General features: G+C 63.1%; 28 protein-coding genes. 14 read left to right on the top strand and 14 right to left on the bottom strand.

Annotated features, from left to right (window positions below; all coding sequences use genetic code 11):
- The first annotated feature begins 22 nt into the window (after nt 1-22).
- The 9 genes from WFP39_RS01880 to tgt all read left to right on the top strand — a co-directional run bounded on the left by WFP39_RS01880 (nt 23) and on the right by tgt (nt 7,603).
- The gene (locus WFP39_RS01880) at nt 23-271 is read left to right on the top strand and encodes an exodeoxyribonuclease VII small subunit (protein WP_336917433.1); all 249 of its coding nucleotides are present in this window, start codon (nt 23-25) and stop codon (nt 269-271) included.
- 6 nt (nt 272-277) lie between these two features.
- Nucleotides 278-1,183 carry a polyprenyl synthetase family protein gene (locus tag WFP39_RS01875; protein WP_336917432.1) on the top strand — a complete coding sequence of 302 codons (906 nt, stop codon included), beginning with the start codon at nt 278-280 and terminating at the stop codon, nt 1,181-1,183.
- Nucleotides 1,184-1,696 carry a pantetheine-phosphate adenylyltransferase gene (coaD, locus tag WFP39_RS01870; protein WP_336917431.1) on the top strand — a complete coding sequence of 171 codons (513 nt, stop codon included), beginning with the start codon at nt 1,184-1,186 and terminating at the stop codon, nt 1,694-1,696.
- Between the two features lie 122 nt (nt 1,697-1,818).
- The gene (locus WFP39_RS01865) at nt 1,819-2,556 is read left to right on the top strand and encodes a peptidylprolyl isomerase (RefSeq protein WP_336917529.1); all 738 of its coding nucleotides are present in this window, start codon (nt 1,819-1,821) and stop codon (nt 2,554-2,556) included.
- Between the two features lie 63 nt (nt 2,557-2,619).
- The gene (gene queA / locus WFP39_RS01860) at nt 2,620-3,654 is read left to right on the top strand and encodes a tRNA preQ1(34) S-adenosylmethionine ribosyltransferase-isomerase QueA (RefSeq protein ID WP_336917430.1); all 1,035 of its coding nucleotides are present in this window, start codon (nt 2,620-2,622) and stop codon (nt 3,652-3,654) included.
- Nucleotides 3,655-3,703: 49 nt separating this feature from the next.
- Nucleotides 3,704-4,675: an ABC transporter ATP-binding protein gene (locus WFP39_RS01855; RefSeq protein WP_336917429.1), complete on the top strand. Its 972-nt coding sequence runs from the start codon at nt 3,704-3,706 to the stop codon at nt 4,673-4,675.
- Complete coding sequence (locus tag WFP39_RS01850; RefSeq protein WP_336917428.1) at nt 4,672-5,448, top strand: ABC transporter permease; 777 nt, start codon at nt 4,672-4,674, stop codon at nt 5,446-5,448. The genes WFP39_RS01855 and WFP39_RS01850 overlap by 4 nt, the downstream gene beginning before the upstream one ends.
- An 80-nt stretch (nt 5,449-5,528) precedes the next feature.
- Nucleotides 5,529-6,461, top strand: a complete 933-nt coding sequence (locus WFP39_RS01845) for a DUF481 domain-containing protein (RefSeq protein ID WP_336917427.1) — start codon at nt 5,529-5,531, stop codon at nt 6,459-6,461.
- A complete protein-coding gene (gene tgt, locus WFP39_RS01840) occupies nt 6,461-7,603 on the top strand; it encodes a tRNA guanosine(34) transglycosylase Tgt (RefSeq protein WP_336917426.1) in 1,143 nt (380 codons plus the stop codon). The genes WFP39_RS01845 and tgt overlap by 1 nt, the downstream gene beginning before the upstream one ends.
- 59 nt (nt 7,604-7,662) lie before the next feature.
- Here tgt and rpsD read toward each other — a convergent pair whose 3' ends face one another.
- The 6 genes from rpsD to rpiB form a co-directional block, all read right to left on the bottom strand.
- Entirely contained in the window at nt 7,663-8,277 is a 615-nt protein-coding gene (gene rpsD / locus WFP39_RS01835) for a 30S ribosomal protein S4 (protein ID WP_336917425.1), read from the bottom strand.
- A 212-nt stretch (nt 8,278-8,489) separates the two neighbouring features.
- Complete coding sequence (locus WFP39_RS01830) at nt 8,490-9,227, bottom strand: RNA methyltransferase (RefSeq protein WP_336917424.1); 738 nt, start codon at nt 9,225-9,227, stop codon at nt 8,490-8,492.
- Nucleotides 9,211-9,672 (bottom strand): transcriptional regulator NrdR, encoded by a 462-nt coding sequence (nrdR, locus tag WFP39_RS01825; RefSeq protein WP_336917423.1) that lies wholly within the window; start codon nt 9,670-9,672, stop codon nt 9,211-9,213. The genes WFP39_RS01830 and nrdR overlap by 17 nt, the downstream gene beginning before the upstream one ends.
- Nucleotides 9,673-9,679: 7 nt before the next feature.
- Nucleotides 9,680-9,901 (bottom strand): hypothetical protein, encoded by a 222-nt coding sequence (locus WFP39_RS01820; RefSeq protein WP_336917422.1) that lies wholly within the window; start codon nt 9,899-9,901, stop codon nt 9,680-9,682.
- Nucleotides 9,902-9,906: 5 nt separating this feature from the next.
- A complete protein-coding gene (gene glyA / locus WFP39_RS01815) occupies nt 9,907-11,220 on the bottom strand; it encodes a serine hydroxymethyltransferase (RefSeq protein WP_336917421.1) in 1,314 nt (437 codons plus the stop codon).
- Entirely contained in the window at nt 11,220-11,681 is a 462-nt protein-coding gene (gene rpiB / locus WFP39_RS01810) for a ribose 5-phosphate isomerase B (protein WP_336917420.1), read from the bottom strand. The genes glyA and rpiB overlap by 1 nt, the downstream gene beginning before the upstream one ends.
- A 114-nt stretch (nt 11,682-11,795) precedes the next feature.
- Between rpiB and WFP39_RS01805 the strand changes: the two genes are divergently transcribed.
- Nucleotides 11,796-12,209, top strand: a complete 414-nt coding sequence (locus WFP39_RS01805) for a nuclear transport factor 2 family protein (protein ID WP_336917419.1) — start codon at nt 11,796-11,798, stop codon at nt 12,207-12,209.
- A complete protein-coding gene (locus WFP39_RS01800) occupies nt 12,188-13,354 on the top strand; it encodes a sterol desaturase family protein (RefSeq protein ID WP_336917418.1) in 1,167 nt (388 codons plus the stop codon). Before WFP39_RS01805 ends, WFP39_RS01800 begins: the two co-directional genes overlap by 22 nt.
- 32 nt (nt 13,355-13,386) lie before the next feature.
- Here the strand turns inward: WFP39_RS01800 and rpoD are convergent, their stop codons facing one another.
- The 3 genes from rpoD to WFP39_RS01785 are packed head-to-tail and all read right to left on the bottom strand — an operon-like array spanning nt 13,387 to nt 17,842.
- Nucleotides 13,387-15,414, bottom strand: a complete 2,028-nt coding sequence (rpoD, locus tag WFP39_RS01795) for an RNA polymerase sigma factor RpoD (protein WP_336917417.1) — start codon at nt 15,412-15,414, stop codon at nt 13,387-13,389.
- A gap of 7 nt (nt 15,415-15,421) precedes the next feature.
- Nucleotides 15,422-17,332, bottom strand: coding sequence for a DNA primase (gene dnaG / locus WFP39_RS01790; RefSeq protein WP_336917416.1), 1,911 nt, complete (start codon nt 17,330-17,332; stop codon nt 15,422-15,424).
- Nucleotides 17,333-17,389: 57 nt separating this feature from the next.
- On the bottom strand, nt 17,390-17,842 hold the full coding sequence (locus WFP39_RS01785) for a GatB/YqeY domain-containing protein (RefSeq protein ID WP_336917415.1): 453 nt from the start codon (nt 17,840-17,842) through the stop codon (nt 17,390-17,392).
- Between the two features lie 163 nt (nt 17,843-18,005).
- Between WFP39_RS01785 and carA the strand changes: the two genes are divergently transcribed.
- From carA to greA, 3 genes are all read left to right on the top strand, one after another.
- Entirely contained in the window at nt 18,006-19,190 is a 1,185-nt protein-coding gene (carA, locus tag WFP39_RS01780; protein WP_336917414.1) for a glutamine-hydrolyzing carbamoyl-phosphate synthase small subunit, read from the top strand.
- A 226-nt stretch (nt 19,191-19,416) separates the two neighbouring features.
- Nucleotides 19,417-22,755, top strand: a complete 3,339-nt coding sequence (carB, locus tag WFP39_RS01775; protein WP_336917413.1) for a carbamoyl-phosphate synthase large subunit — start codon at nt 19,417-19,419, stop codon at nt 22,753-22,755.
- 96 nt (nt 22,756-22,851) lie between these two features.
- Nucleotides 22,852-23,319, top strand: a complete 468-nt coding sequence (gene greA / locus WFP39_RS01770; protein WP_336917411.1) for a transcription elongation factor GreA — start codon at nt 22,852-22,854, stop codon at nt 23,317-23,319.
- 81 nt (nt 23,320-23,400) lie between these two features.
- Here greA and WFP39_RS01765 read toward each other — a convergent pair whose 3' ends face one another.
- From WFP39_RS01765 to WFP39_RS01745, 5 genes are all read right to left on the bottom strand, one after another.
- The gene (locus WFP39_RS01765; RefSeq protein ID WP_336917410.1) at nt 23,401-23,628 is read right to left on the bottom strand and encodes a DUF4170 domain-containing protein; all 228 of its coding nucleotides are present in this window, start codon (nt 23,626-23,628) and stop codon (nt 23,401-23,403) included.
- Between the two features lie 108 nt (nt 23,629-23,736).
- Nucleotides 23,737-24,234: a hypothetical protein gene (locus WFP39_RS01760; protein WP_336917409.1), complete on the bottom strand. Its 498-nt coding sequence runs from the start codon at nt 24,232-24,234 to the stop codon at nt 23,737-23,739.
- Entirely contained in the window at nt 24,231-24,611 is a 381-nt protein-coding gene (locus WFP39_RS01755; protein WP_336917408.1) for a hypothetical protein, read from the bottom strand. Before WFP39_RS01755 ends, WFP39_RS01760 begins: the two co-directional genes overlap by 4 nt.
- Nucleotides 24,612-24,614: 3 nt before the next feature.
- Entirely contained in the window at nt 24,615-25,040 is a 426-nt protein-coding gene (locus WFP39_RS01750) for a phage holin family protein (RefSeq protein WP_336917407.1), read from the bottom strand.
- 6 nt (nt 25,041-25,046) lie between these two features.
- Nucleotides 25,047-25,619 carry a hypothetical protein gene (locus WFP39_RS01745; RefSeq protein WP_336917406.1) on the bottom strand — a complete coding sequence of 191 codons (573 nt, stop codon included), beginning with the start codon at nt 25,617-25,619 and terminating at the stop codon, nt 25,047-25,049.
- Nucleotides 25,620-25,674 lie beyond the last annotated feature (55 nt).

The raw sequence follows: 25,674 nt of genomic DNA, 5'->3' as shown, positions 1-25,674 counted from the left end.
CTGGCGCGGCCAAACCGGGCGCATGGACGCAAATACCCCCGATATCGCGGCGATGAGCTTTGAAGACGCGCTGCGCGCACTCGAAGACGTAGTGCGCCGGCTGGAAAGTGGCGAAGTGCCGCTCGACGAATCGATTGCACTGTATGAACGGGGCGAAGACCTTCGGCGGCATTGTCAGGCGCGTCTCGATGCGGCGCAGGCGCGTATCGAAAAGATCGTGGCCGGTCCCGGCGGGCAGGCTGCGGGCACTGTCCCCTTCGGCACGGAATAGCACGCGATGGCGCTGGTTCTGGCCGACGATCTGCTGGGCCGCGCGCTCCAGCAGGTGCAGCGCGAAGTGGACGCCGCCTTCGACGCGATTCTGCCCGTGCCCGATGATCCACGCGCCAGGCTGGTGGAAGCGATGCGTTATGCCGCGATTGGTGGGGGCAAGCGCGTGCGCCCCTTCCTCGTCATCACTGTGGCCGAGATGTATGGCGCGAGCCGCAGTTCCGCGATCCAGGCAGGCTGCGCGATCGAGGCTATTCACGTCTATTCGCTGATCCACGACGATCTGCCTTGCATGGACGACGACGCCATGCGCCATGGCAAACCCACGCTGCACATTGCCTTTGACGAGGCGATTGCCGTTCTGGCGGGCGATTGCCTGCACGATCTGGCTTTCGAATTGCTGACCGGCCCCGAAATCGGCCCTGATCCCTTTATCCGCGCCGAACTGTGCAGCGCGCTGGCGCGGGCGAGCGGGCATAACGGCATGGCGGGCGGGCAGGTGATGGATATGGCCGCCGCTCAGCAGACTTTCGACCTGCAAGGCGTGACGCGGCTCCAGCAGCTCAAGACTGGCGCGCTCTTGATGGCGGCGGTGGAAATGGGGGCAATCCTGGGCCGCGTGCCGGATGAGGCGCGGGCGCATCTGCGCGCCTATGCCCGCGACATCGGCCTTGCCTTCCAGATTGCCGACGACCTCCTCGACCACGAAGGCGACGAGGCGAAGGCAGGCAAGGCGCTGCGCAAGGATGCGGAGCAGGGCAAGGCCACCTTCGTATCGCTGATGGGCGCAGACAAGGCACGCGAACAGGCCCGGTTCCTGTCCGAGCAGGCGGTGGGCCATCTGGCGGGCCACGGAAAAGAAGCTGACCTGCTGCGCGCGCTGGCCCGGTTCATCGTGGAGCGGGAGGGCTGAATGACCCCGCGCATCGGACTTTATCCCGGCACATTCGACCCTTTTACCCTTGGTCATGCCGATATCATGCGGCGCGGGGCCAAGCTGGTGGACACACTGGTAGTGGGCGTCACCACCAATCCCAGCAAGGATCCGCTGTTCACCCCTGCCGAACGCATGGACATGGTGCGGTCCGAAGTCGCCCGGCTTGGCCTGACCAATGTCGTGGTGAAGGGATTTGACGCGCTGCTGATGGATGTGGCGGAGCGTGAAGGCGCCAGTATCATCGTTCGGGGGCTGCGCGCGGTCGCGGATTTCGAATACGAATACCAGATGGCGGGCATGAACCAGCAATTGAACGCCGGGATCGAAACCGTGTTCCTGATGGCGGATATCAGCCTGCAACCCATCGCCTCGAAACTGGTCAAGGAAATCGCCTTTTACGGCGGCGATATCACCCGCTTTGTAAGCCCGCAGGTGCGCGAACAGGTGGCCGCGCGCGTGGCTTCCATCGGCCTGAAGGGCGAACGCTGAGAGCCATGGCGGCAAACGCGCCTGTTCACGGTTGCGCCATGTTCATTGAACTGTCAGCCCCAAGGCCCTAGGGCACCATTCACCAATTTGACCGCAGGACCGATCCGATTCAGACCATGAGCATGCTTTTCGCCCGTTCGCTTGCACGGATTGCCGGGCCCCTGGCCCTTTTGGCCGGGGCCGCTGCGCTGGCCTCGCCTGCGTCCGCGCAAACGCTTCAGCAGCGCCAGGAAGCACAGGCCCATGCCGATGCCGTGGCCGAGGCGATTTCTCGCGTCCCGCTCGCCGCCAACCCGAATATCGAGGAAGACCGCGAGAATATCCTCTTTCTCGACCTGTCGAATGGCGGGCGCGTGGCGATCCGTCTCGTCCCCGAATGGGCGCCCAACCACGTGGCGCGAATCAAGGAACTGACGCGGGCCAATTTCTACAACGGGGTGATCTTCCACCGCGTGATCGATGGCTTCATGGCGCAGACAGGCGATCCCACCGGCACCGGGCGCGGCGGGTCCACGCTTCCCGATCTCAATGCCGAATTCAACATGTTCCCGCATGTCCGCGGCACCGTGTCGATGGCCCGCGCCAATGACGAGAACAGCGCCAACAGCCAATTCTTCATCGTCTTCTACCCGCGCTTCACGCTGGATAGGAACTATACCAATTTTGGGCGCGTGATTGCAGGCATGGAATATGTCGATGCGATTGCGCGTGGCGAGCCGCCGGCGAATCCCACCCGCATCCTGCAGGCGAGCATTGCGGCGGACAACATCCCGCAACTTTTGCCGCAAACGCCGCGCCCTGCAGCCACGATTACGCCCGATATGCTCAATGCATCGGTGCAACAATCCTCTCCCCAGTAAGCGGACCCGCACGCGGCCATCTGGCGGGATGACGCAAGGCAGGCTTTGCCCTAACGGGGCCCGATGCGTGTAGACCTCTTCGATTTCGACCTTCCGCCAGAGCGGATTGCCTTGCGCCCGGTGCGCCCGCGCGATGCGGCGCGGATGCTGCTTGTCCGCGGGAGCGAGGCACCGTTTGAAGATCACGGCGTGCGGGATCTGCCGCAGCTTCTCGATCCCGGCGATGTGCTGGTGTTCAACGATACGCGCGTGATACCCGCTCAGCTCGAAGGGCAGCGCGGGGACGCGCGCATTGGCGCAACGCTGCACAAGCGGATCGACTTGCGCCGCTGGCAGGCGTTCATCCGCAACGCCAAGCGCCTCCGGCAAGGCGATGAAATCCTGTTTGGCGCTGGTGTCACCGCGATTGCCGAGGCGCGCCATGAAGATGGCAGCTTCACCCTGGCTTTTGGGGGCGAGGAGCCGGTGGAAGTCCTGCTGGAGCGGGCAGGGCGGATGCCGCTGCCTCCCTATATTGCCAGCAAGCGCGGCACGGACGAGGCCGACCGCGAGGATTACCAGACGATTTTCGCGCGCGAGGATGGCGCGGTTGCCGCGCCCACTGCCTCGCTCCATTTCACGCCTCGCCTGCTCGATGCGCTGGACGAAGCGGGCATCATCCGCACCACGCTGACGCTGCATGTGGGGGCGGGCACCTTCCTGCCGGTGAAGGCCGAGGATACCGACGATCACAAGATGCACGCCGAATTCGGCCGCATTTCTACCGAAACTGCCGCCTTGCTCAACGAAGCGCGGGCGCGCGGCGGGCGCATCATCGCGGCGGGCACCACCGCGCTGCGCCTGCTGGAAAGCGCGGCGGATGACAACCGCGTGATCCATGCGTTTGAAGGCGACACATCGATCTTCATCACGCCGGGCTACCGCTTCAAGGGCGTGGACGGGTTGATGACCAATTTCCATCTGCCCAAGAGCACGCTGTTCATGCTGGTATCCGCGCTGATGGGGCGCGATCGGATGCAGGCGGCCTATGCCCATGCTATCGCACAAGAATACCGGTTCTATTCCTATGGCGATTCAAGCCTTCTTCTGCCCGGATAAAGATTAAGTCTGTTTCTAAAACCGGTTGGCTGGGGCATTGAGGGGCGCGATGCAAAACCCTGTTGACGATCCGATTCTCGACATTCGCGGCCTTGTAAAAACCTACAAGGGTGGCGTCACCGCGCTGGGCGCGGCGGGCGGCGTGGATCTGGCGATCCGCAAGGGCGAGATTTTCGCGCTGCTGGGGCCGAATGGCGCGGGCAAGACCACACTGATCGGTGCGGTGTGCGGGCTGGTGCGGCCCAGCGGCGGCACGATTTCGGCCTTCGGCCTTGATGTGAACAAGCATTGGCGCGAAGTGCGCCGCCGCATTGGTCTCGTGCCGCAGGAACTCAGTTTCGACATGTTCGATCTGGTGATCCGGCAGGTGCGTTATTCGCGCGGCATGTTCGGCCTTGCGCCGGACGAGGCGCGGATCGAGGAGGTGCTGCGCGCGCTGTCGCTGTGGGACAAGAAGGACGAGCCGATCCGCAAGCTGTCAGGCGGGATGAAGCGGCGCGTGATGATTGCCAAAGCGCTGGCGCATGATCCCGATATCCTGTTCCTTGATGAGCCCACGGCGGGCGTCGATGTCGAATTGCGCCGCGACATGTGGGAACAGATCGACGCGCTGCGCGCGCGCGGAACCACGATCATCCTGACCACGCACTATATCGAAGAAGCGCAGGAAATGGCCGACCGGGTGGGCGTGATCAACAAGGGCCGCATCCTCTTGGTCGACGACAAGGACGCGATCATGGCCAAGCTGGGCCGGACAGAGGCGCATTTCACGCTTGATCAGCCGATGGTCACGATTCCCGCAGCTTTGGCGGGCTTTCCGGTGGCGCTGGAAGAAGATGGCCGCCGCCTTGTCTACCGTGGAGGTGACGGAACGGGCAAGGGCAAGCGCGAAGTAGCGCAGTTGGCGCAGGAATTGACGCGGCACGGCATCAATTTCGTCGGCATGGAAACGCGCGAATCGACGCTTGAGGAGATTTTTGTCGGCCTGCTCAATGACCAGGCACAGGAGGCGGTGGCATGAGTGGCCAAATCCTCAACCTGCGCGGCGCAATGGCCATACTGGTGCACGAATTGCAGCGCTTCTTCCGTACGGCATTCGGCTCGATCGTGTCGCCGGTGCTCACCACCTCGCTCTATTTCATTGTGTTTGGCGCGGCGATCGGCGGGCGTATCCCCGAAATCGGTGGCGTGTCTTATGGCGCATTTATCGTGCCTGGCCTCTTGATGCTGACGCTGCTGTCGGAAAGCACCAGCAATGCCAGTTTCGGCATCTACATGCCGCGTTTCACCGGCGCGATTTACGAGCTGCTTTCGGCACCCGTGGGCGTGGCGGAAACGCTGATCGGGTTCGTCGGCGCGGCCGCGCTCAAATCGCTGATCATTTCGGCCATTATTCTGGCCACCGCGACGCTGTTTGTCGATTATACCATCGCGCACCCCTTGCTGGCGGCGGGCTATATCGTGCTCGTCGCCGCGGCGTTCAGCCTGTTCGGTTTCATCCTCGGCATCTGGGCCGACGGGTTCGAGCGGTTGCAGATCGTGCCGATGCTGATCCTGACGCCGCTGACTTTTCTGGGCGGCACCTTCTATTCGATCGACATGCTGGGCGAACCGTGGCGCACGGTGGCACAGTTCAATCCGATATTCTATCTTATCAATGGTTTGCGCTGGACATTCACCGGGACTTCGGATGTGCCGATAGGCCTGGCTTTTGGCATGACGCTGGGCTTTGTGGCCGTTTGCATTGCCGTGATTGCCTTCATTTTCCGCACCGGGTGGCGGCTGCGCGACTGACGCGCTATGTTGATTCGGTGAAGCGGAACGTTTTCCTTGCAGTTTTGGTAGCGCTATCAGCTACGCCGGCGTTTGCGCAAATGCCCGATCCTGTGCGTGCGATGATCGAGGCGGCAATTGCTACGGGCGATCCCGCCACGGTGGAAGCGGTGGCGGGCGTGGCGCTTACCGCCTATCCCGATGCGGCGGAGGAGATTGCCGCTATGGTCTCGCAATCGGCGCAGCCTGATGCAGCGGCAGCTCCCGAAGCGGCAGCACCGACCGAACTGGTTGAGGCCGGCACGTCTGATGTGCCGCAACTGGCAGAAGCCGCGCCTGCCGCAGCGCGCCGCCCTGGTTTCTTCGACAACTGGAGCGGGCGGGGCGAAGTGGGCGGGTTCAAGTCGGCGGGCAATTCGCCTGCCACAGGCCTGACCGGCCAGATCAATCTGCGCCGTCAGGGCGAAGACTGGCGACACAATCTTCGCCTTGCTGCCGATTACCGTCGATCACGTGGCCGCAGCGAACGTGAGCAGTTTTCCGCGCTTTACGAACCGCAATACCAGATCGACGACGGCTTCTTCGCCTATGCGCTGGCGCAATTCGAACGCAACCGCTTCCAGGGCTTTGCCGGGCGCTATGCGGTATCGGGCGGGCTGGGCTACCGCGTGCTTAACGGGGGAGGGGCCACGCTGGATGTGAAGGCCGGTCCGGCCTGGCGGCGCACCGAACTGCTCACCGGGCTCGCCGAAAACAGCATTGCCGGTCTGATTGGTCTCGACTTCGATTGGGCCATCACTGATCGGCTGAAACTGACGCAGGATGCCAATGCCGTGGCCGAGGCGGGCGGGCGGGCGGTTGCCTTCATCGGCAGCAACAACACCACGCTGCAATTGGTGTCGGGCATAGAAAGCAAGTTCAGCGAACGGTTGACGGGGCGCTTTTCCTACACCATCGAATATGACAGCAGTCCGGCAGCCAATGCCGTTTCCACCGACACACAAAGCCGGTTCACCCTCGTCTACAATTTCTGATGCCTGACATCCCGGACAAACCTCGCTTCGCCTTCTGCGTGAAGGCCACCGATGGCCGTGCGCGCACGGGTGAGATTGCCATGCAACGCGGCACCATTCGCACCCCGGCCTTCATGCCGGTGGGCACCGCGGCCACGGTGAAGGCGATGAAGCCCGAAAGCGTGCGTGCGCTGGGCGCGGATATCATCCTGGGCAACACCTATCACCTGATGCTGCGCCCCGGCGCGGAACGGGTGGCGCGGCTTGGCGGCCTGCACCGCTTCATGAACTGGCACCGCCCGATTCTGACCGACAGCGGCGGGTATCAGGTGATGAGCCTCGCCTCGCTGCGCAAGCTGACCGAGGAAGGCGTGGCTTTCCGCAGCCATATCGATGGGTCGAAACACATGCTGACGCCTGAACGCAGCATGGAAATCCAGCGCTTGCTGGGCAGCGACATCGTGATGGCGTTTGACGAATGCCCCCGCGCCGACCGGCCGCGTGACGAGATCGCCGCCAGCATGGAACTCTCGATGCGCTGGGCGCGCCGCAGCCGCGACGGGTTCGACAGCGGCGGCGAACATGCGCAGCGCAGCGCCCTGTTCGGCATCCAGCAGGGCGCGCTCGATGAGGAGCTGCGCCGCATTTCGGCACAGAAGCTGACCGAGATCGGCTTTGACGGTTACGCGATTGGCGGCCTCGCGGTGGGCGAAGGGCAGGAGGCGATGTTCGCCACGCTGGATTTCGCGCCCGAAATGCTGCCCGCCGATCGCCCGCGTTACCTGATGGGGGTGGGCAAGCCGGATGATCTGGTGGGCGCGGTGGAGCGCGGGGTCGACATGTTCGATTGCGTGCTGCCCACACGATCAGGCCGTAACGGGCAGGGCTTTACCTGGAACGGCCCTGTCAACCTGCGCAATGCGCGTCATGCCGAGGACACCGACCCGCTGGACGAACGTTGCGCGTGCCCCGCCTGCACCAGCTATTCGCGCGCGTACCTGCACCATCTGCACAAATCGGGCGAGATTCTGGGCGCGATGCTGCTGACCGAACACAATCTGTGGTTCTATCAGGCGCTCATGCAGGCCATGCGTGACGCCATTGCCGAGGGGCGCTTTGCCGCCTTTGCGCGGGATTTCCGGCGGGATTACCTGGCGCAATAGCTTAAACAAAAAGGGCGGCCTGCGAAGGCCACCCTTTTGCATTGGAATAGTCCGAAATCTTAGCGCGAGTAGAATTCGACCACCAGGTTCGGTTCCATCGTCACCGGGTAGGGCACGTCTTCCAGCTTCGGCACGCGGGTGAAGGTCACCTTGTCGGTGCCGTCGACGGCCACGTAATCGGGGATATCACGCTCAGGCAGGCTCTGCGCTTCGATTACGAGAGCCATGGTCTTGGCCTTGTCGCCCAGGCTGATCACGTCGCCCACATTCACGCGGCGGCTGGCGATGTTGCACTTCACGCCGTTCACATAAATGTGGCCGTGGCTGACGATCTGGCGCGCGGCGAAGATCGTCGGCGCGAACTTGGCGCGGTACACCACCATGTCCAGACGGCGTTCGAGCAGGCCGATCAGGTTCTGGCTGGCGTCGCCCTTCATGCGGGTGGCTTCTTCGTAGGTGCGGCGGAACTGCTTTTCCGTCACATCGCCGTAATAGCCCTTCAGCTTCTGCTTGGCGCGCAGCTGCAGGCCGAAATCGCTCATCTTGCCCTTGCGGCGCTGGCCATGCTGGCCGGGGCCATAGGCGCGCTTGTTCACCGGGGAATTCGGACGGCCCCAGATGTTTTCGCCCATGCGGCGGTCGAGCTTGTGCTTGGCGCTGGTGCGCTTCGTCATGTGTCTTCTCCAATCTGCATCGCCGCCCCTGTTGGCAGCGCTTCAACCCGGTCGTGCACCATGGCGGGGAAACCCCTGTCATGCGGCCACCGCTTCACCGGGATGCGGGACCAATCGAAGGCGCGCCCGCAAGCGCTCCTGATCGAAGTGAGCCGCGCGCATAGCAGAAGGCGGCGTCAGGTCAAGTGCAGGGGCGGGCGTGCAGGAAAGTGTCAGTCGCGATCGCGCTTGCCCAGGTAATTGAGCACGCCGCGCAAGGTGCGCACTTCCAGATGGTTCCACGCCGGCTTGGTGAGCAGGGAGCGCAAGGTGCGGCGCGTAGCCTCGGCGCGGGCTTCGGGCCGGAAATAGCCCTTCGGCGCCAGCAGCTCCTCGAAATGCGCGATCAGCCCCTCCAGTTCCTCCTGCGGAGCGGGGGGCAGCAGGTCTTCCAGCGTGGGCTGGGCCAGACTGACGCCTTTCGACCATTCATAGGCGACGAGAATCACTGCCTGCGCCAGATTGAGCGAGCCGAATTCGGGATTGATCGGCACGGTCAGGATCGTGCGGGCGAGCGCGACATCCTCGGTTTCCAGCCCCGAACGCTCCGGGCCGAACAGGATGGCGCTGCGGCCCCCGCCGCTGTTCTGCGCTGCATGGATATCCCGCGCGGCTTCCTCGGCATTGACTACCGGCTTGGTGACGCCGCGCTTGCGCACCGTGGTGGCATAGACATGGGCGCAGTCGGCCACGGCTTCGGCCACGCTGGCATAGACCTGCGCCTGTTCCAGCACGACATCCGCACCCGATGCAGCGGGGCCGGCGGCAGGGTTGGGCCAACCATCGCGCGGGGAAACAAGGCGCATCTCGGTAAGGCCGAAATTGAGCATGGCGCGCGCCGCCTTGCCGATATTCTCGCCAAGTTGCGGGCGCACCAGCACGATAACGGGCGGCTTACTCATGCCCGGCATCGCGCACCTGGCTGGCGAATTCCTCGAAATCGCGGGCTTCGCTGAAATCGCGGTAGACCGAGGCGAAGCGGATATAGGCGACTGAATCGATCTGACGCAGCCCGTCCATCACCATTTCGCCAATGCGCGAGGACGGCACCTCGCCATCGCCCGCGGTTTCGACCTGCCGTTGGATGCCGGAGACAAGCTGGTCGATCCGTTCCTGCTCAATCGCCCGCTTGCGGCAGGCGAGGCTGACCGATTGTTCGATCTTCGCACGGTCGAACGGTTCGCGCTTGCCACCGCTTTTCACCACCAGCACATCGCGCAACTGCACGCGTTCGAAGGTAGTGAAGCGCCCGCCGCAGCTTTCGCACTGGCGTCGGCGGCGGATTGCGGTGTTGTCCTCTGTGGGCCGCGAATCCTTTACCTGACTGTCATCATGGGCACAAAACGGGCAACGCATCAGGGAGTTACGGCCTGATCCGCTTGTAAATCATGAAGCCGGCACCCGCGATCATGCCAATGGGCCATGTCACCACAGGTAACAGGGCCGCTGCGACTGCACCGACTGCCGCGCCGGTCAGCACTGGCTTTGTGGAAGGATGGGCCATCCCTTCGCGGCCCATGCTTTTCACCTCGGCAATGGCATCCACCAGGATACGCCGGTCGATGGGTTTGTCGGGATCGTTCATGGGATTTACCTCCCCGGATAGACCGGAAACGCCGCGCACAATTCCTGCACCTGGCGGCGCACGCGTTCTTCCACCTGCGCGTCACCTTCTTCGCCGTTGCGGCTCATCCCGTCAATCACCTCTGCAATAAGCTGACCGATCTTGCGGAACTCCGCCGGGCCAAAGCCGCGCGTGGTGCCTGCGGGCGTGCCAAGGCGGACGCCAGAGGTGACGAATGGCGAGGCCGGATCAAAGGGGATGGCGTTCTTGTTGCAGGTGAGGAAGGCCCGATCGAGACCCTTTTCCGCCGCCTTGCCGGTGACATTCTTGGGTGTGAGATCAACCAGCATCAGGTGGTTGTCGGTGCCACCTGACACGATGTTGACGCCGCTTTCGGCCAGGCTGGCGGCCAGCGCCTTGGCATTCTCCACGATGGACGCGGCATAGATCTTGAATTCAGGCCGCAGCGCCTCGGCAAAGGCAACCGCCTTGGCTGCCACGATATGCATCAGCGGGCCGCCCTGCATGCCCGGAAACACCGCCATGTTGAGCGGCTTGGACAGCGCCTCGTCATTCCACAAGATGATGCCCGAACGCGGGCCGCGCAAGGACTTGTGCGTGGTGCTGGTCACGATATGCGCGTGGGGGAAGGGGTTGGGATGCGCGCCACCCGCCACAAGGCCCGAAAAATGCGACATGTCCGCCAGCAGATAGGCGCCTACTTCGTCCGCAATCTCGCGGAAGGCGGCAAAATCCCACTGGCGCGGATAGGCGGTGGCGCCTGAAATGATCAGCTTGGGCTTGTGCTTGTGCGCCAGTTCGCGCACCTGATCGATATCGATCCGGCTGTCCTCGCGGCGCACGCCATAGGGCACTGCGTTGAACCACTTGCCGCTCATATTCACCGGGCTGCCATGCGTCAGGTGACCGCCGCTGGCGAGGTCGAGGCCAAGAAAGGTATCGCCCGGATTGAGCAGCGCCAGGAACACCGCCTGGTTCATCTGGCTGCCCGAATTGGGCTGCACATTGGCGAAATTGCAGCCGAACAGCTTCTTCGCGCGTTCGATTGCCAGCAGTTCCACCTCGTCAGCATAGTCGCAGCCGCCGTAATAGCGCTTGCCCGGATAGCCTTCGGCATATTTGTTGGTGAAGACGCTGCCGGTCGCCTGCATTACTGCCGGGCTGGCGATATTCTCGCTCGCAATCAGCTCGATCCGGTCGCGCTGCCGGCCCAGTTCGCGGCCGATGATCGCGAACACTTCGGGATCGGCATCAGCCAGATCATCGTGCCAGAAACGGGAAAGCGCATCACTGTGGGCGGGGCTGGCGAGAGAGGACATCAGGCAATTTCCTGCGAGTGGGAGGAGAAAGGCGGGTTCGACAATTTTTCGACGCGCTGCTGATGGCGGCCGCCGGAAAATTCCGCGACGAGAAAGGTCTGCAAGCATGTGCGCGCCATGTCCGGGCCGATCAGGCGTGCACCCATGGCAATCACATTGGCATCATTATGCTCCCGCGCGAGCGCCGCGGAATATGGATCATTGACCAGTGCGCAGCGCGCGCCCGGATGGCGGTTGACCGCGATGGAAATGCCGATGCCCGATCCGCACAGCACCACGCCGCGCTGCGCCCGGCCGCTGGCCACGCAATCGGCCAGCCTGTAGCCGTAATCGGGGTAATCCACCCGCTCCGCGCTGTCCGGCCCCAGATCGATCACCTCGTGCCCCCAATCGGCCAGATCCTGCGCAAGCTGGGTTTTCAGGTCGAATGCGGCATGGTCCGAGGCGATGGCGATCTTCATGCCCGCGCACATAGTGCCTTGTGGTCCGCCTTGCCACCGCAAAAGGCCCGTTATAGCCGAAAAGACGGGGAAAATGCCTTTCACCCGGCCAAGCAGGGCTATAGCGTGGGGCACATGATGACCGAGGCCGATTACCACCGCTATCTCGCCGCCTTCAACGCGCGCGATTACGCGGCGATGGAAACCTTCTTTGCCGATGATTTCGTGCTCGAAAATGCCGGCTTTGCGGTGCGCGGCAAGGAAGCGTTTCGTGCCTTCTATGCCTTCTTCCACGAATATTGCGCCGAAGAAGTGACGTTTCGGGAGTTCTTTCCCGGCAACCAAGGCTTTGTCGCCAATGTCGTGATCCGCTTTACCGGGCTTAAGGACTTGTCGGCTAAGGTGTTGGCGGAAAAGGGCTATCAGGGGATGAGCGTGGTGCCCAAGGGGGTGAGCGTCGAGGTGGAATTCTACATCCACTATCTGCTGAACGAGGCTGGGCAGATCCGGTATATCAAGGGCGCGGTGTGGGTGCCGGAGAGCCGCTGAAGTCCGCGCCGCTTTCGGCGGAGGACTGGCTGGCGCGGACATTCGCCGACAATGCCCCGCGCCGGTTTGGCACAGGCTGGATCAGCGGCGTTCTGGGGGTCGTGCTGGGCCTGCTGGCGGTGTTCGCGGTGCTGTGCCTGCATTTCCCGCAATATCTGACACTGCCTGAATTGCGGTCGCTCTACCCGCTCGTACTCGTGCGCTTGGCTATTGATGCGGCGATCCTTCTGGTTCTGGCATTGGCAGGCCTGTCGTTGCTGCTGCGACGGAAGAAGGCACTGGGGCTGGCCGGGTTGGCCTTGGCGGCGCTGGCACTTGCGATGGGTGGGGGCGGTGCGGAATTGGGCGATGGCAGCGGCGCAAGCCTCTATCTGGGCCTCGACTGGTTCGTGCTGGGCACATTGTCCACCGCCGCCTTGTTTGTGCCGCTGGAGCGCGCCTTTGCCCTGCGTAGGCGGCAAGGCCCGTTCCGCAAGGGGTGGCTGACCGATGCGCAGTATTTCTTCCTCGCCCATGCGCTGGTGCAATTGCTGAGCGTGCTGGTGGTGGCCCCGGTGGTGCATTTCGGCGCGATGGTCGCGCATCCGGTCGTGCAAAGCGCGGTGCAGGCATTGCCGTGGGTGGCGCAGTTTGCGCTGTGCGTGCTGTTGGCCGATTTGGCGCAATACGGCATCCACCGGGCCTTTCATGCCCTGCCGTTGCTGTGGCGGTTTCACAAGGTGCATCACAGCGTGGAGGTGATGGACTGGCTGGCGGGATCGCGGCTGCACCTGGTCGATGTGATTGCCACGCGCGGCATGGTGCTGCTGGCGCTGGTGCTGGCGGGTTTTGCCGAGAGCGCGGTCTACGCCTATCTTGCGCTGGTCAGTTTCCACGCGGTGTTCATCCACGCCAATTTCGCCCCGCGCACCGCATGGCTGGAGCGGTGGGTGGCGATGCCGCGTTTCCACCACTGGCACCATGGGATCGAGCCGGAAGCGCGCGATGTGAACTTTGCCGTGCACCTGCCGGTGATCGACCGGTGGTTTGGCACCTATCACATGCCGGAAGACCGTTGGCCTGCGGGATACGGCGTTGCGGGTGAGCGTGCGCCCGAAGGGTGGCTGCGGCAGTTCATCTGGCCGCTTCGTCGAAAGGGCGCATGAAAAACCCCGCCGGGGCGGGGTCTTTTGGGCAATTACTGATCCAAAAACGAACGCATCTTGCGGCTGCGTGAGGGGTGCTTGAGCTTGCGCAGCGCCTTTGCCTCGATCTGGCGAATACGCTCGCGGGTGACCGAGAACTGCTGGCCCACTTCTTCCAGCGTGTGATCGGTGTTCATGCCGATGCCAAAGCGCATGCGCAGCACGCGCTCTTCACGCGGGGTCAGGCTGGCGAGCACGCGGGTGACCGTTTCGCGCAGGTTCGCCTGAATGGCGGCATCCACCGGGATCACCGCGTTCTTGTCTTCGATGAAATCGCCCAGATGGCTGTCTTCCTCGTCCCCGATTGGGGTTTCGAGGGAGATCGGCTCCTTGGCAATCTTCATCACCTTGCGCACTTTTTCGAGCGGCATGGACAGGCGCTCGGCCATTTCTTCGGGCGTCGGCTCGCGGCCCTGTTCGTGCAGGAACTGGCGGCTGGTGCGCACCAGCTTGTTGATCGTTTCGATCATGTGCACCGGAATGCGGATCGTGCGCGCCTGATCCGCGATCGAGCGGGTGATCGCCTGCCGGATCCACCAGGTGGCATAGGTGGAGAACTTGTAGCCGCGCCGGTATTCGAACTTGTCGACCGCCTTCATCAGGCCGATATTGCCTTCTTGAATAAGATCAAGGAATTGCAGGCCACGATTGGTGTATTTCTTGGCGATGGAAATCACCAGGCGCAGATTGGCCTCGACCATTTCCTTCTTGGCAATGCGCGCCTCGCGCTCGCCCTTTTGCACCATGTTCACGATGCGGCGGAATTCGTTGAGGCTCATGCCGGTGGCCGACGCGATGTCGGCAATTTCGGCGCGGATGCGTTCCACCGCATCGGCTTCCTTTTCGGCAAAGGCGGCCCACTTTTTGTCCTTCTTCGCCATGGTGGCGAGCCATGCTTCGTCCAGCTCGTTGCCGACATAGCTGTCGAGGAAATCGGCGCGCTTCACCTTGTGCCGTTCCGCCAGGCGCAGCATCTGCCCGCCCAGCGCGGTCAACCGGCGGTTGAAGGCATAGAGGTTGTCGACAAGATATTCGATCTTGCTGGCGTGGAACTGCACGCTTTCGACCTCGGCGGTCAGCTGCTCGCGCAGCTCCTCGTATTTGTTTTCCTTGGCCTTGGGGAACTCGTCGCCGCGGCCCAGCACTTCGACGCGTTCGGCCTGAAGCTTCTCGAACTTCTTGAACAGGTCGGTGATGCGGGCAAACCGCTCCAGCGCCTCCGGCTTGAGCGCCGCTTCCATCTGGGCGAGGGACATGGTGTTGTCTTCCTCGTCATCTTCCTCGCGACGACGGGTAACCGGCTCTCCGTCCTCGTCGAGCTCCTCTTCCGGCTCTTCCTCGTCCTCTTCCTCGCGGATGGTGGGACCGGCGGTGGCTTCGGAGATTTCGCCGTCGTCATCATCGTCCTCAGCGCCTTCCTCCATCTTGTCGACGGGAGGCTCCTTGGAGAGCATGGCGTCCAGATCGAGGATCTCGCGCAGCTGCATCTCGCCATTGTTCAGCGCTTCGGACCACATGATGATGGCGTGGAATGTGATCGGGCTTTCGCACAGGCCCATGATCATGGTGTCGCGCCCGGCCTCGATCCGCTTGGCGATGGCAATCTCGCCTTCGCGGCTGAGCAGTTCGACCGCGCCCATTTCGCGCAGATACATGCGTACGGGATCGTCGGTGCGTTCGCCCGCGCCGACCGTGCGCTTCTTCTCCGGGACGTTCTTGTCCTCGCCGTCGTCATCACCCGAATCATCATCCGAAGCCGCATCGTCGGCGGATTCGTCGCCCTCTTCCTCGATGGCGTCCTCGTCACTCTCGACGATCTGCACGCCCATTTCGGAAATCGCGGTCTGGATGTCCTCGATCTGGTCGGGGCTCATCTGATCCGAAGGCAGCGCGTCGTTCAGTTCGTCATAAGTGATATAACCACGCCGCCGCGCCTTGGAGAGCAGCTTCTTGATGGAAGCTTCGTTGAGGTCGATCAGCGGTGCATCATCGGTCTGGGTGCTGGTGTCTTCGGCCGCCATCTGGCTTTCAATCCGTTTCCTTGTCGCCGTGGGAGGAATGGGTGTCCCCGGCAATATGTCCCTTGCTCTCTGCCATGGGGGCAGAGGCGCGTTTGCGTGCCATTTGCCCGATACGCTCCTCAATTTCCAGCTTTCGTTTGCGCAAGCGTTGCTGCTCGGCAAAAGCGCCTTCGGGATCGGTATCGAAACGGGCCGTGGCCGCAGCTATTGCGTCTTCCAGTTCGGGCTTTTCCACGAGCAGGGCAATCGCTTCGGCCAGATCCTCTCGCGCGACGTCCGGATCGGAACCTTCGCCAAGAAAGGTGAAACGGGTGTTATCCGGCGGCGGCGGCAGGATGCCTGACAGCGATATGGGTAATTGCGCGCCCGCTTCAAGTCCTTCGGCGGCGTGCAGCAGCAAATCCACGATCTGCGCGGTTTCCGGGACACTGATCGACAGGCGCAACAGGTGTTCGGCATGACGCTCGATCTGGTCGGGATAGCGCGCAAGGCCGGCCAATACCGCCTGCGCCAGCGCATCGCGAAACGCGCCGCGCGTGGCGCTTTGGGACAATTGGCGCAGCCGCGCGCTTACTTCCGGCGATTGAACGGGGCTTTGCGGCTTGCCATTCCTGCCTTGCCAGCGCGCCGCGCCGGGGCTTCGCGCTTCACGCGGTGGAAAAGCAAAGGCGGAATAGCGATCGAGCCACTCGCGCCGATACAGCGCCTTTATATCGGGATGTGCGATTTGGTCGGCGTGATCGAGCAACCGCGATTTAAGCCCCGCCTTATCCTCAGGCGAGGCGAGAGGGGCAGCATCACGCTCTGCCTGCCAGACCAGATCGAGCAGCGGCACGGGCGCGGCCAGAATGGCCTCCATCGCGGCTTTGCCTTGTTTCCTGATCACATCGTCCGGGTCCATGCCCGATGGAAGCTGCACGAATTGCAGCGAATGGCCGGGGCGCAGCAGGGGAAGGGCGCGCAAGGCCGCTTTCATCGCTGCGCGCCTGCCCGCATTATCGCCATCGAAACACAGCACGGGCTTGCCCACCAGACGCCACAGCAATTCGATCTGCTGTTCGGTCAGCGCAGTGCCCATGGGGGCAACGGCGTCCTCGATCCCTGCCGCGGACAGCGCAATGACATCCATATAGCCTTCGACCACCACCACGCGCCCGCTCTTTCGGCTGGCCGGCCCGGCGCGGTGGAGGTTGTAGAGTGTGCGCCCTTTGTCGAACAACGGCGTGTCGGGGCTGTTGAGATATTTCGCAACGCCCTCTCTATCCTCCAGCACGCGTCCGCCAAAACCGATCACCCGCTCGCGCGCGTCCTGAATGGGCAGCATCAGACGGGCCCGGAACCGGTCATAGGGTGGCTTGTCATCCACCTGGATCAGCAGGCCCGCTTCCACCAGCAGGCTTTCATCGAACCGCGACAGCGCGGTTTTCAGCGCGGTGCGATCATCGGGCGCAAAGCCAAAGCCGAAACGTTCCACCGTGCGCGCGTTGAATCCGCGCCGCTTGAGGTAATCGCGCGCGGCCTGACCGGCAGGAGAAGCTAGTTGTGCGACAAACCATTGCTGCGCCGCCGCCATCACATCGTGCAGGCCTGCGCGCTGCTGCGCGGCCTCTGCCTCACGCGGGGAGGGGGCGGGGACTTCCATGCCTGCCTGCGCCGCCAGTTCCTTCACCGCGTCCATGAAGGAAAGCCCGCGCTGATCGGTCATCCAGCTGATGACATCGCCATGCGCCTGGCAGCCAAAGCAGTGGTAAAAGCCCTTCTGGTCGTTGACATAGAAGCTGGGTGATTTTTCCTGATGGAAGGGGCAGCACGCCTTCCATTCGCGCCCCGCGCGCGTCAGCTTCACCGTGCGCATGATGACGGAGGACAGCGTCACCCGTGCGCGCAGTTCGTCCAGCCATTGGGGTGAAAGGGCCATGTGTTCCTAATGCCCACCCCCAGCCACTCCCGCAAGCGGGGGGGGGAGATTTGTGGCTTAGCTCAGCGCCGCTTTCACCAGAGCGCTCGCCTTGCTCATGTCGAGCTGGCTGCCGTGGCGGGCTTTGAGTTCGGCCATCACGCGGCCCATGTCCTTGACGCTTTCCGCGCCGATTTCCGCCTTGATCGCCAGAATCGCGGCGGTGGTCTGCTCGTCACTCATGGTCTGGGGCAGGAATTCCTCGATCACGGCGAGTTCGGCCTGTTCCTGTGCCGCCAGTTCGGCGCGCCCCCCCTGTTCGTAGAGCGCAATCGATTCGCGGCGCTGTTTCGCCATCTTGCGCAGCACGTCGACCACTAGATCATCGTCGTTATCGGGAGCCTTCCCGGTGCGCAGTTCGATGTCGCGGTCCTTGATCTTCGCGCCGATCAGGCGCAGCGCGGCGGTGCGGACCTTGTCGCCCGCTTTCATGGCGGCAACGGTTTCGGTCTTGATCGTATCGCGAAGCATGGGTTGTCCGTCTCTTTCCTGTGGATGGATTGCGTGCAGCCCTAGGGAAAGCATGGCCGCGTGGCAAATATAGTTCGCCCTTAGCCTTGACGCGAGGGGGGCACGGCTATAGCGGCCACCTCTTAGCACGCATTACCGCATCACTTGCCAACGGGAGTCCATCATGGCCTTTTCCGCGCCTTCGCACGCGCAACCCAAGGGGGCGACCGGCGTCCTGGTTCTGGCCGATGGCACGGTGGTATGGGGCAAGGGCTTTGGCGCCACCGGCAGCGCGGTGGGCGAGGTGTGCTTCAACACCAGCATGACCGGTTATCAGGAGGTGATGACCGATCCTTCCTATGCCGCGCAGATCGTCACCTTCACCTTTCCGCATATCGGCAATGTCGGCACGAATGACGAGGATGTGGAAAGCCATGTCGAAGGCGCGGTGGGCTGCATTGTGCGCGAGGACGTGACGCACAGCTCCAATTTCCGCGCGACGCGTGAATTTGCCGAGTGGATGGCGGGCCATGGGAAGATCGGCCTTTCGGGCGTGGATACCCGCGCGCTGACGCGCCGCATCCGCCAGTCGGGCGCGCCCAATGCGGTGATTGCGCATGATCCGGGTGGCAAGTTCGACATCGACGCGCTGCTGCAACGCGCGGCTGAATGGCCGGGGCTGGAAGGGATGGATCTCGCCCAGCGGGTGACGCGGCAAAAGCAGGAGGGCTGGGAAGGCGGCTACTGGCGTCTGGGCCACGGTTATGGCCGCGCCTCGTTCGAGGCCAAGCCGCATGTGGTGGCGATCGATTACGGCGCGAAGGACAATATCTTCCGCAATCTGGTGCGCGCAGGCGCAAAGGTGACGGTGGTTCCGGCCCGGACTTCGCTGGAGGAAATCCTCGCGCTGAAGCCCGATGGCGTGTTCCTATCCAACGGTCCCGGCGATCCGGCGGCAACGGGCGAATATGCGGTGCCGGTGATCAAGGCGCTGCTTGATATGGACATGCCGCTGTTCGGCATCTGCCTTGGCCATCAGATGCTGGCGCTGGCAGCAGGCGCCAAGACCACCAAGATGCATCAGGGGCACCGCGGCGCGAACCATCCGGTGCAGCGCGTGGGCGGCGTTTGGGGCGCAACCGAGGGGCTGGTGGAGATCACCAGCATGAACCACGGCTTTGCAGTGGATGCGGCGACTTTGCCGGAGGGCGTGGTGGAGACGCACCGTTCGCTGTTCGATGGCTCCAACTGCGGGATTTCGATCAGCGGCAAGCGTGCGTTCGGGGTGCAGTATCACCCGGAAGCCTCGCCGGGGCCGCAGGACAGCTTCTATTTGTTCGAGAAGTTTGTGGGGATGTTGGGAGACTGATCGATGGCAGTCGTGAAGCAGTTCTCAATTGAAGATCAAGACTCTCGCATAGGGCATACAGAGTGTTCGGGCGCTATCCGAGCCATAGAGATAGATGGCGAAAATTCAGCCGGATTGATACCTACGGCTCCAAAGACCGAGAGTTCCAAAACAAGCTTTCTCAATCGCTTCGCCTGACCGAGGGCGCTTTCAACCAACTCAAAAAGCTAGGCGAAGAACATTTCTAATGCCCAAACGCACTGACATCTCCTCGATCCTCGTCATTGGCGCTGGTCCGATCATCATCGGGCAGGCGTGCGAGTTCGACTATTCCGGCACGCAGGCGATCAAGGCGCTGAAGGAGGAGGGTTACCGGGTGATCCTGGTGAACTCCAACCCCGCCACGATCATGACCGATCCGGAGTTCGCGGACGCCACCTATATCGAGCCGATCACGCCCGATATCGTGGCGAAGATCATCGCCAAGGAACGGCCCGATGCGCTGCTGCCCACGATGGGCGGGCAGACCGCGCTGAACTGCGCGCTGAAGCTCGACGAGATGGGCGTGCTCGCCAAATACGGCGTCGAGATGATCGGCGCGAAGGCCGATGCCATCGACAAGGCCGAAAACCGGCAGCGTTTCCGCGAGGCGATGGACAAGATCGGCCTCGAAAGCGCGCGCAGCGGTGTGGCGAACACGGTGGAGGAGGCCTTCGCCATTCTCGAGCGCACGGGCCTTCCCGCGATCATTCGCCCCAGCTTTACCCTTGGCGGCACCGGCGGCGGCATCGCCTATAACCGCGCCGAATTCGAAGCCATCGTGCGCGGCGGCCTCGAAGCCAGCCCCACCACCGAAGTGCTGATCGAGGAATCGCTGCTGGGGTGGAAAGAATATGAGATGGAAGTCGTCCGCGACAAGGCGGACAATTGCATCATCATCTGCTCGATCGAGAATGTCGATCCGATGGGCGTCCACACGGGCGATTCCATAACCGTCGCGCCTGCGCTGACGCTGACCGACAAGGAATACCAGATCATGCGCAACGCCAGCATTGCGGTGCTGCGCGAGATCGGCGTGGAAACCGGCGGATCGAACGTGCAGTTCGCGGTCAATCCCAAGGATGGCCGGCTCATCGTGATCGAAATGAATCCGCGCGTCTCGCGCTCTTCCGCTCTGGCGTCCAAGGCCACCGGATTCCCCATTGCGCGCGTCGCCGCCAAGCTGGCGGTGGGGTATACGCTGGACGAAATCACCAACGAGATCACCGGCGCAACGCCCGCCAGTTTTGAACCGACCATCGATTATGTCGTCACCAAGATTCCGCGCTTTGCCTTTGAAAAGTTCAAGGGATCGAAGGCGGAGCTCAGCACGGCCATGAAGTCGGTCGGGGAAGTCATGGCGATTGGCCGCAATTTCAAGGAGTCGCTGCAAAAGGCGCTGCGCGGCCTCGAAACCGGGCTCGACGGGTTCAACCGCGTGCTCGAACTCGAAGGCGCGACGCGCGACGAGATTACCGCCGCGCTTTCCGTGCGCGCACCCGACCGGCTGCTCAAAGTGGGCCAGGCCTTCCGCGAAGGCTTCACCGTGGATGAGATCCACGCCATCACCCATTATGACAAGTGGTTCCTGCGCCACATTTGCGAGATCATCGACGAGGAGCGCAAGATCAGCGAAGTCGGCCTGCCGAACGATGCCGCCGGCCTCCGCCGCCTGAAAGCCATGGGCTTTTCGGACAAGCGGCTCGCCACGCTGGCGGTGCGGTCTGTTCATGTCGCGGGCGGCCTTGGCGAAACGCAGGCCAAGCGTTCGGGCCTGCTGCACGATGCGCTGCGCGCCATGGCGGGCGCCACTTCGGAAGAGGAAGTGCGCGAGCTGCGCGAGAAGCTCGGCGTCTTGCCCGTGTTCAAGCGGATCGACAGCTGCGCGGCGGAGTTCGAGGCGATCACGCCTTACATGTATTCCACTTATGAAGCACCCAGCTTTGGGGAGGCGGAGAACGAGGCCGATCCGACCGACCGCACCAAGGTGGTGATCCTGGGCGGCGGGCCGAACCGGATCGGGCAGGGGATCGAGTTCGATTATTGCTGCGTCCATGCCTGCTTCGCGCTGGGCAGCGATGCCGATGGGCCGGGCTATGAAACGATCATGGTCAACTGCAATCCGGAAACCGTCTCTACCGATTACGACACCAGTGACCGCCTGTATTTCGAACCGCTGACGGCGGAAGACGTGCTGGAAATCCTGCGCGTGGAAATGTCGCGCGGCACGCTGCTCGGCGTGATCGTGCAGTTCGGCGGGCAGACCCCGCTGAAGCTGGCGCAGGCTTTGCAGCAGGCGGGCATCCCGATCCTTGGCACCTCGCCCGATGCCATCGACCTTGCCGAAGACCGGGAACGGTTCGCCAAGCTGGTCGACAAGCTGAAGCTGAAGCAGCCGATGAACGGCATCGCCCGCAGCCGGGATGAAGCAGCCGCCGTGGCGGCGCGCATCGGCTATCCGGTGCTGCTGCGTCCGTCCTATGTGCTAGGCGGGCGCGCTATGGAGATTGTCGACAGCGAAGCGCAGCTTGACGATTACATCGCCACCGCGGTGAATGTGTCGGGCGACAGCCCGGTGCTGGTCGACCAGTATCTGCGCGATGCGATCGAATGCGATGTCGATGCGCTGTGCGATGGCGATGATGTCGTGATTGCGGGCGTGATGCAGCATATCGAGGAAGCCGGGGTGCACTCCGGCGACAGCGCCTGCACTCTGCCGCCTTACAGCCTGCCGCCCGAAATCGTGGCCGAGATGGAACGGCAGGCCGAAGCGCTGGCGCGTGGTCTGGGCGTGCGCGGGCTGATGAATGTGCAGTTTGCGGTGAAGGACGGCGAGGTTTACCTGATCGAGGTCAACCCGCGCGCCAGCCGCACCGTTCCTTTCGTCGCCAAGGCCATCGGCCAACCCGTTGCCAAGATCGCCGCCCGCGTGATGGCGGGCGAGAAGTTGAGCACCTTCCCGCCCTTCCGCCGCGATCTGCCCTATATGGCGGTAAAGGAAGCCGTGTTCCCCTTTGCCCGGTTCCCCGGTTCAGACCCCGTACTCACACCGGAAATGAAGAGCACCGGCGAAGTTATGGGAATCGATAAGGATTTTGCCACTGCTTATACCAAGAGCCAGATCGCCGAAGGCACGATGCCGCCCGAAGGCGGCACGCTGTTCGTCTCGGTCAAGGACAGCGACAAGGCCTTGATCCTCGATCCGGTCAAGAAACTGGCGGCGTTTGGGTTTACCGTGGTGGCGACCGGGGGCACCGCCAAATACCTGGCCGAAGCGGGCGTTCCGGTCACGCGGGTGAACAAGGTGGCCGAAGGGCGCCGGCATATCGTGGACATGATCGTCGATGGCGAAATCGCGCTGATCTTCAACACCACCGAAGGCTGGCAAAGCCACAAGGACAGCCAGTCGATCCGCGCCTCCGCGCTGACGGCCAAGGTGCCCTATTACACCACCGCCTCGGCGGCGGCAGCGGTGGCGCAGGCAATCGTCACGGTTCGGGCCGCTGACCTTGAAGTCCGCTCACTGCAGGACTATTATGCACTCTGACAATTAACTCCCCCTCTACAAAAGAAGCCCGGCAGCCCGCCCGTTTGGGGCGGCGGGGCTTCTTTTGACGGGACGAAGCTGGAGACAGGGACCAGAATGGAACGTGTGCCGATGCTGGCGGAAGGCTATGAAATGCTGACCACCGCCCTCAATGCCCTTCGCCAGGAACGCCCCAAGATCGTGGACGCGATCGAGGAAGCGCGCGCGCATGGCGACCTGTCCGAAAATGCCGAATATCATGCGGCAAAGGAGCGGCAGGGCCAGGTGGAAGCGCAGATTGCCGAACTGGAAGACCGGGTCAGCCGCGCGCAGATCATCGACCCCACCACGCTTTCGGGCGACCGGGTGGTGTTCGGCGCCACCGTGACCGTGCTGGACGAGGACGACAAGCCGCAGCGTTACCAGATTGTCGGCCAGGCGGAGAGCGACGCAAAGAGGGGGCGTATTTCCTATGACAGCCCCTTGGGCCGCGCATTGATAGGCAAGAGCGTGGGCGACGAGGTGGAAGTGACGGTGCCTTCGGGCGAGAAGTTCTACCTGATCGAGAAGGTCGAATTCATCTGATCCGTGGGCGTCATGCCGGAAAAAACAATAAACCCCCGCTGTGATGGCGGGGGTTCTTGTTTGTGGCCGCGATCCGGCCGCTCAATCGTTTGCCAGCTTCGGTTCCAGCAAGCGGTGCAGGTGGACGATGACATATTTCATTTCGGCATCGTCGACCGTGCGCTGCGCCCAGCTGCGCCACGCATCCTCCGCCTCGGCATAGGAGGCGTAGAAGCCGACGACGTGAATGTCCTTCAGATCCTGGAACTCGATCCCCTGGGTATCGACAACCTTGCCGCCCATGACGAGGTGGAGGAGCTGTTGCGACATCAGTGCAGCCTTTCGCGAGAGTGAAACCGGTTTCACCCGCTACTTAGGCAAATATGCCTTTGCCGCAAGTGCGAAACATTGCTGCTCCAACTCCTTTTTTGCCGCCGATCAATGGCGCCGGATGGAACGGGCGACGGTCTTGCCGATTTCACGTGCCGTGCTGCGTGCGGCATCGTTGGCGGCAGAGACGCGATACGCCGTTTCGCGGCGCACCTTGCGTGCGGCATCATGTGCCTTGTCACCCACATCCTCAGCCAGATCGGCCCCGGCGCGGCCCGCATCCTTTGCCCCTTGCAGAGCTTGTGCGGCGAAGGCGATGGCGGCCTCGCTCGCCAATGCAGCAAGCCCGGCAGCCTTGGTGCCGGCATAGGCGCCCGCACGGCGGGTGGGGGAATTGCGGAACAGCGCGGATACCAGCACGCCCAGGGCCAGACCGCCCGCGACGGTTGCCACAGGATGGCGGCGGGCAAAGCTGGTAAACTGGTCCTTGGCCTCGGTGGCCTTTTCGGCCAGCATGGCGACGAGGTTCTCCCCCTCCGCTTCTGCGTGCCGGGCCTGCGCGGCGGTAATGCGTTCCTTGATCTGCTGGCGTTTATCTTCGCTCATGGCTGCTGCTCCACCTGGCCGCCGGCATCATCCGGGGGCGTATCATCCTCTGAAACGGCGTCATTGCACGTGTGTTCCGTCAACCCGTCCCATAAACCGCGCACAGCCTCGGCCAGCGTATCGCGGAACAGCCAAGCGGCAAGCGCGGCGGCGCCCAATGCGGCATATCCGCCGGCCCTGGCCTTGTCCTCGCGCACAAGATCCAGCGCCCCTTGGCCCATGATGCGCAGGTAATCGCTGCCCGCGTGCGCGGTGCGCGAAGCAAGGCCATGCACCGCGACGCCATCCTTGAGGCGGGCGAGATCGGCCTCCACCATCGCACGCGCGGCGTCGCGCATGGCGCGGTCTTCTATCAGGCGCAGTTTCAACGGAGACATGGGCTAAACCTGCTCCTCGTCTTCGCGCACCGCCCCCATAAGTTCGCCCCAGGCACGGGAAGCGGCTTTCACGCACAGAAACGCGCCAAGGCCCAGTCCGCCCGCCACCATCGCGGTTGCGCCCCAGGCGGTGACATGAGGCGTCAGCGCAATCACGAGGCCCACGGTCAAGCCGACGAGCGCGAACAGGCCGAGCACTGCCGCCGCCACGCTCATGGCAAGCGAGCGCTTCAGGCTGGCGATCACGAAGGCGATGCGCGATTTCTGATAGACCAATTCGGCATCGGCCCAATTACGGGCATCGGCAATCAACGCCTCGATATCGTCAATCAATGTGCCAGCAGACGGCGTAGGAGGGGTATCCGCCCCTCCGCCGCCCATGCCTGCATCTGCCGATTGAACCGGCGGCCCCTCTACCGGATCGGTCAAGGCCGCTTACCGTCGAAACAGGCGCGACAGCAGGTAGCCTGCAACTACCGCGATCCCCAGCGACTTGCCAGGGTTCTGGCGAACATATTCGCGTGCATCGTCGCCCAGTTCCTCCACGCTCTTGGCGTTGAGCTTTTCGGCCGTGGTCTGGAGCGAGCGCGAGGCGCTGCGCGCATAATCGCCGTATTTCTGCCCCAGCTTCTCGTCGATGACGGGGGCGTTTTCTTCCACCACGCGGCTCAGGCCAACCAGCGCTTCACCGGCCTTGGCCTTGCCTTCCATGGCAAGTTCGGCAGCCTTGGTGCGCGCTTCGCCGGCCCAATCTTCGCCCTTGAGGCGGGCATCGCCGGCATAAGCGGCGGCGCGGGTCTTGGCTGTCTCTGTAAGCGTGGCGGCGCGGGCCTTTGCCTCATCCTTCAGTGCAGCGGCACCAGCCTTGGCTTCCTCCACCGCAGCGGTGAAACGCGACCGCGCTTCTTCCACGCCCGCCGGTGCGGCAGACGCGGCTTTTGCCTTTGCGGCGCGCGGCTTGGCGCTACGCGGCTTGGCTGCGGCGGGTTTGGGAGTTTCCTGGGCCATCAATGCTTCCCCTTTGATAAATCGGCAGACCGGCCATACGCCGGTCGGGTGAAAT

Origin of the sequence: Alteraurantiacibacter lauratis (genome assembly GCF_037154155.1) — a bacterium.
In the GTDB taxonomy this organism is placed as follows: Bacteria; Pseudomonadota; Alphaproteobacteria; order Sphingomonadales; family Sphingomonadaceae; genus Alteraurantiacibacter; species Alteraurantiacibacter lauratis.
The sequence above is the reverse complement of the archived record's forward strand: the minus strand, read 5'-3'. Positions and strand labels throughout refer to the sequence as shown.

Coding starts and splice junctions, on each gene's coding strand:
- rpiB (WP_336917420.1), bottom strand. CDS start 11,681: ATGAAGATCGCCATCGCCTCGGACCATGCCGCATTCGACCTGAAAACC.
- WFP39_RS01880 (WP_336917433.1), top strand. CDS start 23: ATGGACGCAAATACCCCCGATATCGCGGCGATGAGCTTTGAAGACGCG.
- carB (WP_336917413.1), top strand. CDS start 19,417: ATGCCCAAACGCACTGACATCTCCTCGATCCTCGTCATTGGCGCTGGT.
- WFP39_RS01855 (WP_336917429.1), top strand. CDS start 3,704: ATGCAAAACCCTGTTGACGATCCGATTCTCGACATTCGCGGCCTTGTA.
- tgt (WP_336917426.1), top strand. CDS start 6,461: ATGCCTGACATCCCGGACAAACCTCGCTTCGCCTTCTGCGTGAAGGCC.
- WFP39_RS01820 (WP_336917422.1), bottom strand. CDS start 9,901: ATGAACGATCCCGACAAACCCATCGACCGGCGTATCCTGGTGGATGCC.
- nrdR (WP_336917423.1), bottom strand. CDS start 9,672: ATGCGTTGCCCGTTTTGTGCCCATGATGACAGTCAGGTAAAGGATTCG.
- WFP39_RS01755 (WP_336917408.1), bottom strand. CDS start 24,611: ATGTCTCCGTTGAAACTGCGCCTGATAGAAGACCGCGCCATGCGCGAC.
- rpsD (WP_336917425.1), bottom strand. CDS start 8,277: ATGACGAAGCGCACCAGCGCCAAGCACAAGCTCGACCGCCGCATGGGC.
- WFP39_RS01845 (WP_336917427.1), top strand. CDS start 5,529: ATGCCCGATCCTGTGCGTGCGATGATCGAGGCGGCAATTGCTACGGGC.
- dnaG (WP_336917416.1), bottom strand. CDS start 17,332: ATGGCCCTTTCACCCCAATGGCTGGACGAACTGCGCGCACGGGTGACG.
- glyA (WP_336917421.1), bottom strand. CDS start 11,220: ATGTCCTCTCTCGCCAGCCCCGCCCACAGTGATGCGCTTTCCCGTTTC.
- WFP39_RS01805 (WP_336917419.1), top strand. CDS start 11,796: ATGATGACCGAGGCCGATTACCACCGCTATCTCGCCGCCTTCAACGCG.
- greA (WP_336917411.1), top strand. CDS start 22,852: ATGGAACGTGTGCCGATGCTGGCGGAAGGCTATGAAATGCTGACCACC.
- rpoD (WP_336917417.1), bottom strand. CDS start 15,414: ATGGCGGCCGAAGACACCAGCACCCAGACCGATGATGCACCGCTGATC.
- carA (WP_336917414.1), top strand. CDS start 18,006: ATGGCCTTTTCCGCGCCTTCGCACGCGCAACCCAAGGGGGCGACCGGC.
- WFP39_RS01745 (WP_336917406.1), bottom strand. CDS start 25,619: ATGGCCCAGGAAACTCCCAAACCCGCCGCAGCCAAGCCGCGTAGCGCC.
- WFP39_RS01850 (WP_336917428.1), top strand. CDS start 4,672: ATGAGTGGCCAAATCCTCAACCTGCGCGGCGCAATGGCCATACTGGTG.
- WFP39_RS01785 (WP_336917415.1), bottom strand. CDS start 17,842: ATGCTTCGCGATACGATCAAGACCGAAACCGTTGCCGCCATGAAAGCG.
- WFP39_RS01830 (WP_336917424.1), bottom strand. CDS start 9,227: ATGCCGGGCATGAGTAAGCCGCCCGTTATCGTGCTGGTGCGCCCGCAA.
- WFP39_RS01765 (WP_336917410.1), bottom strand. CDS start 23,628: ATGTCGCAACAGCTCCTCCACCTCGTCATGGGCGGCAAGGTTGTCGAT.
- queA (WP_336917430.1), top strand. CDS start 2,620: ATGCGTGTAGACCTCTTCGATTTCGACCTTCCGCCAGAGCGGATTGCC.
- WFP39_RS01865 (WP_336917529.1), top strand. CDS start 1,819: ATGCTTTTCGCCCGTTCGCTTGCACGGATTGCCGGGCCCCTGGCCCTT.
- WFP39_RS01875 (WP_336917432.1), top strand. CDS start 278: ATGGCGCTGGTTCTGGCCGACGATCTGCTGGGCCGCGCGCTCCAGCAG.
- WFP39_RS01760 (WP_336917409.1), bottom strand. CDS start 24,234: ATGAGCGAAGATAAACGCCAGCAGATCAAGGAACGCATTACCGCCGCG.
- coaD (WP_336917431.1), top strand. CDS start 1,184: ATGACCCCGCGCATCGGACTTTATCCCGGCACATTCGACCCTTTTACC.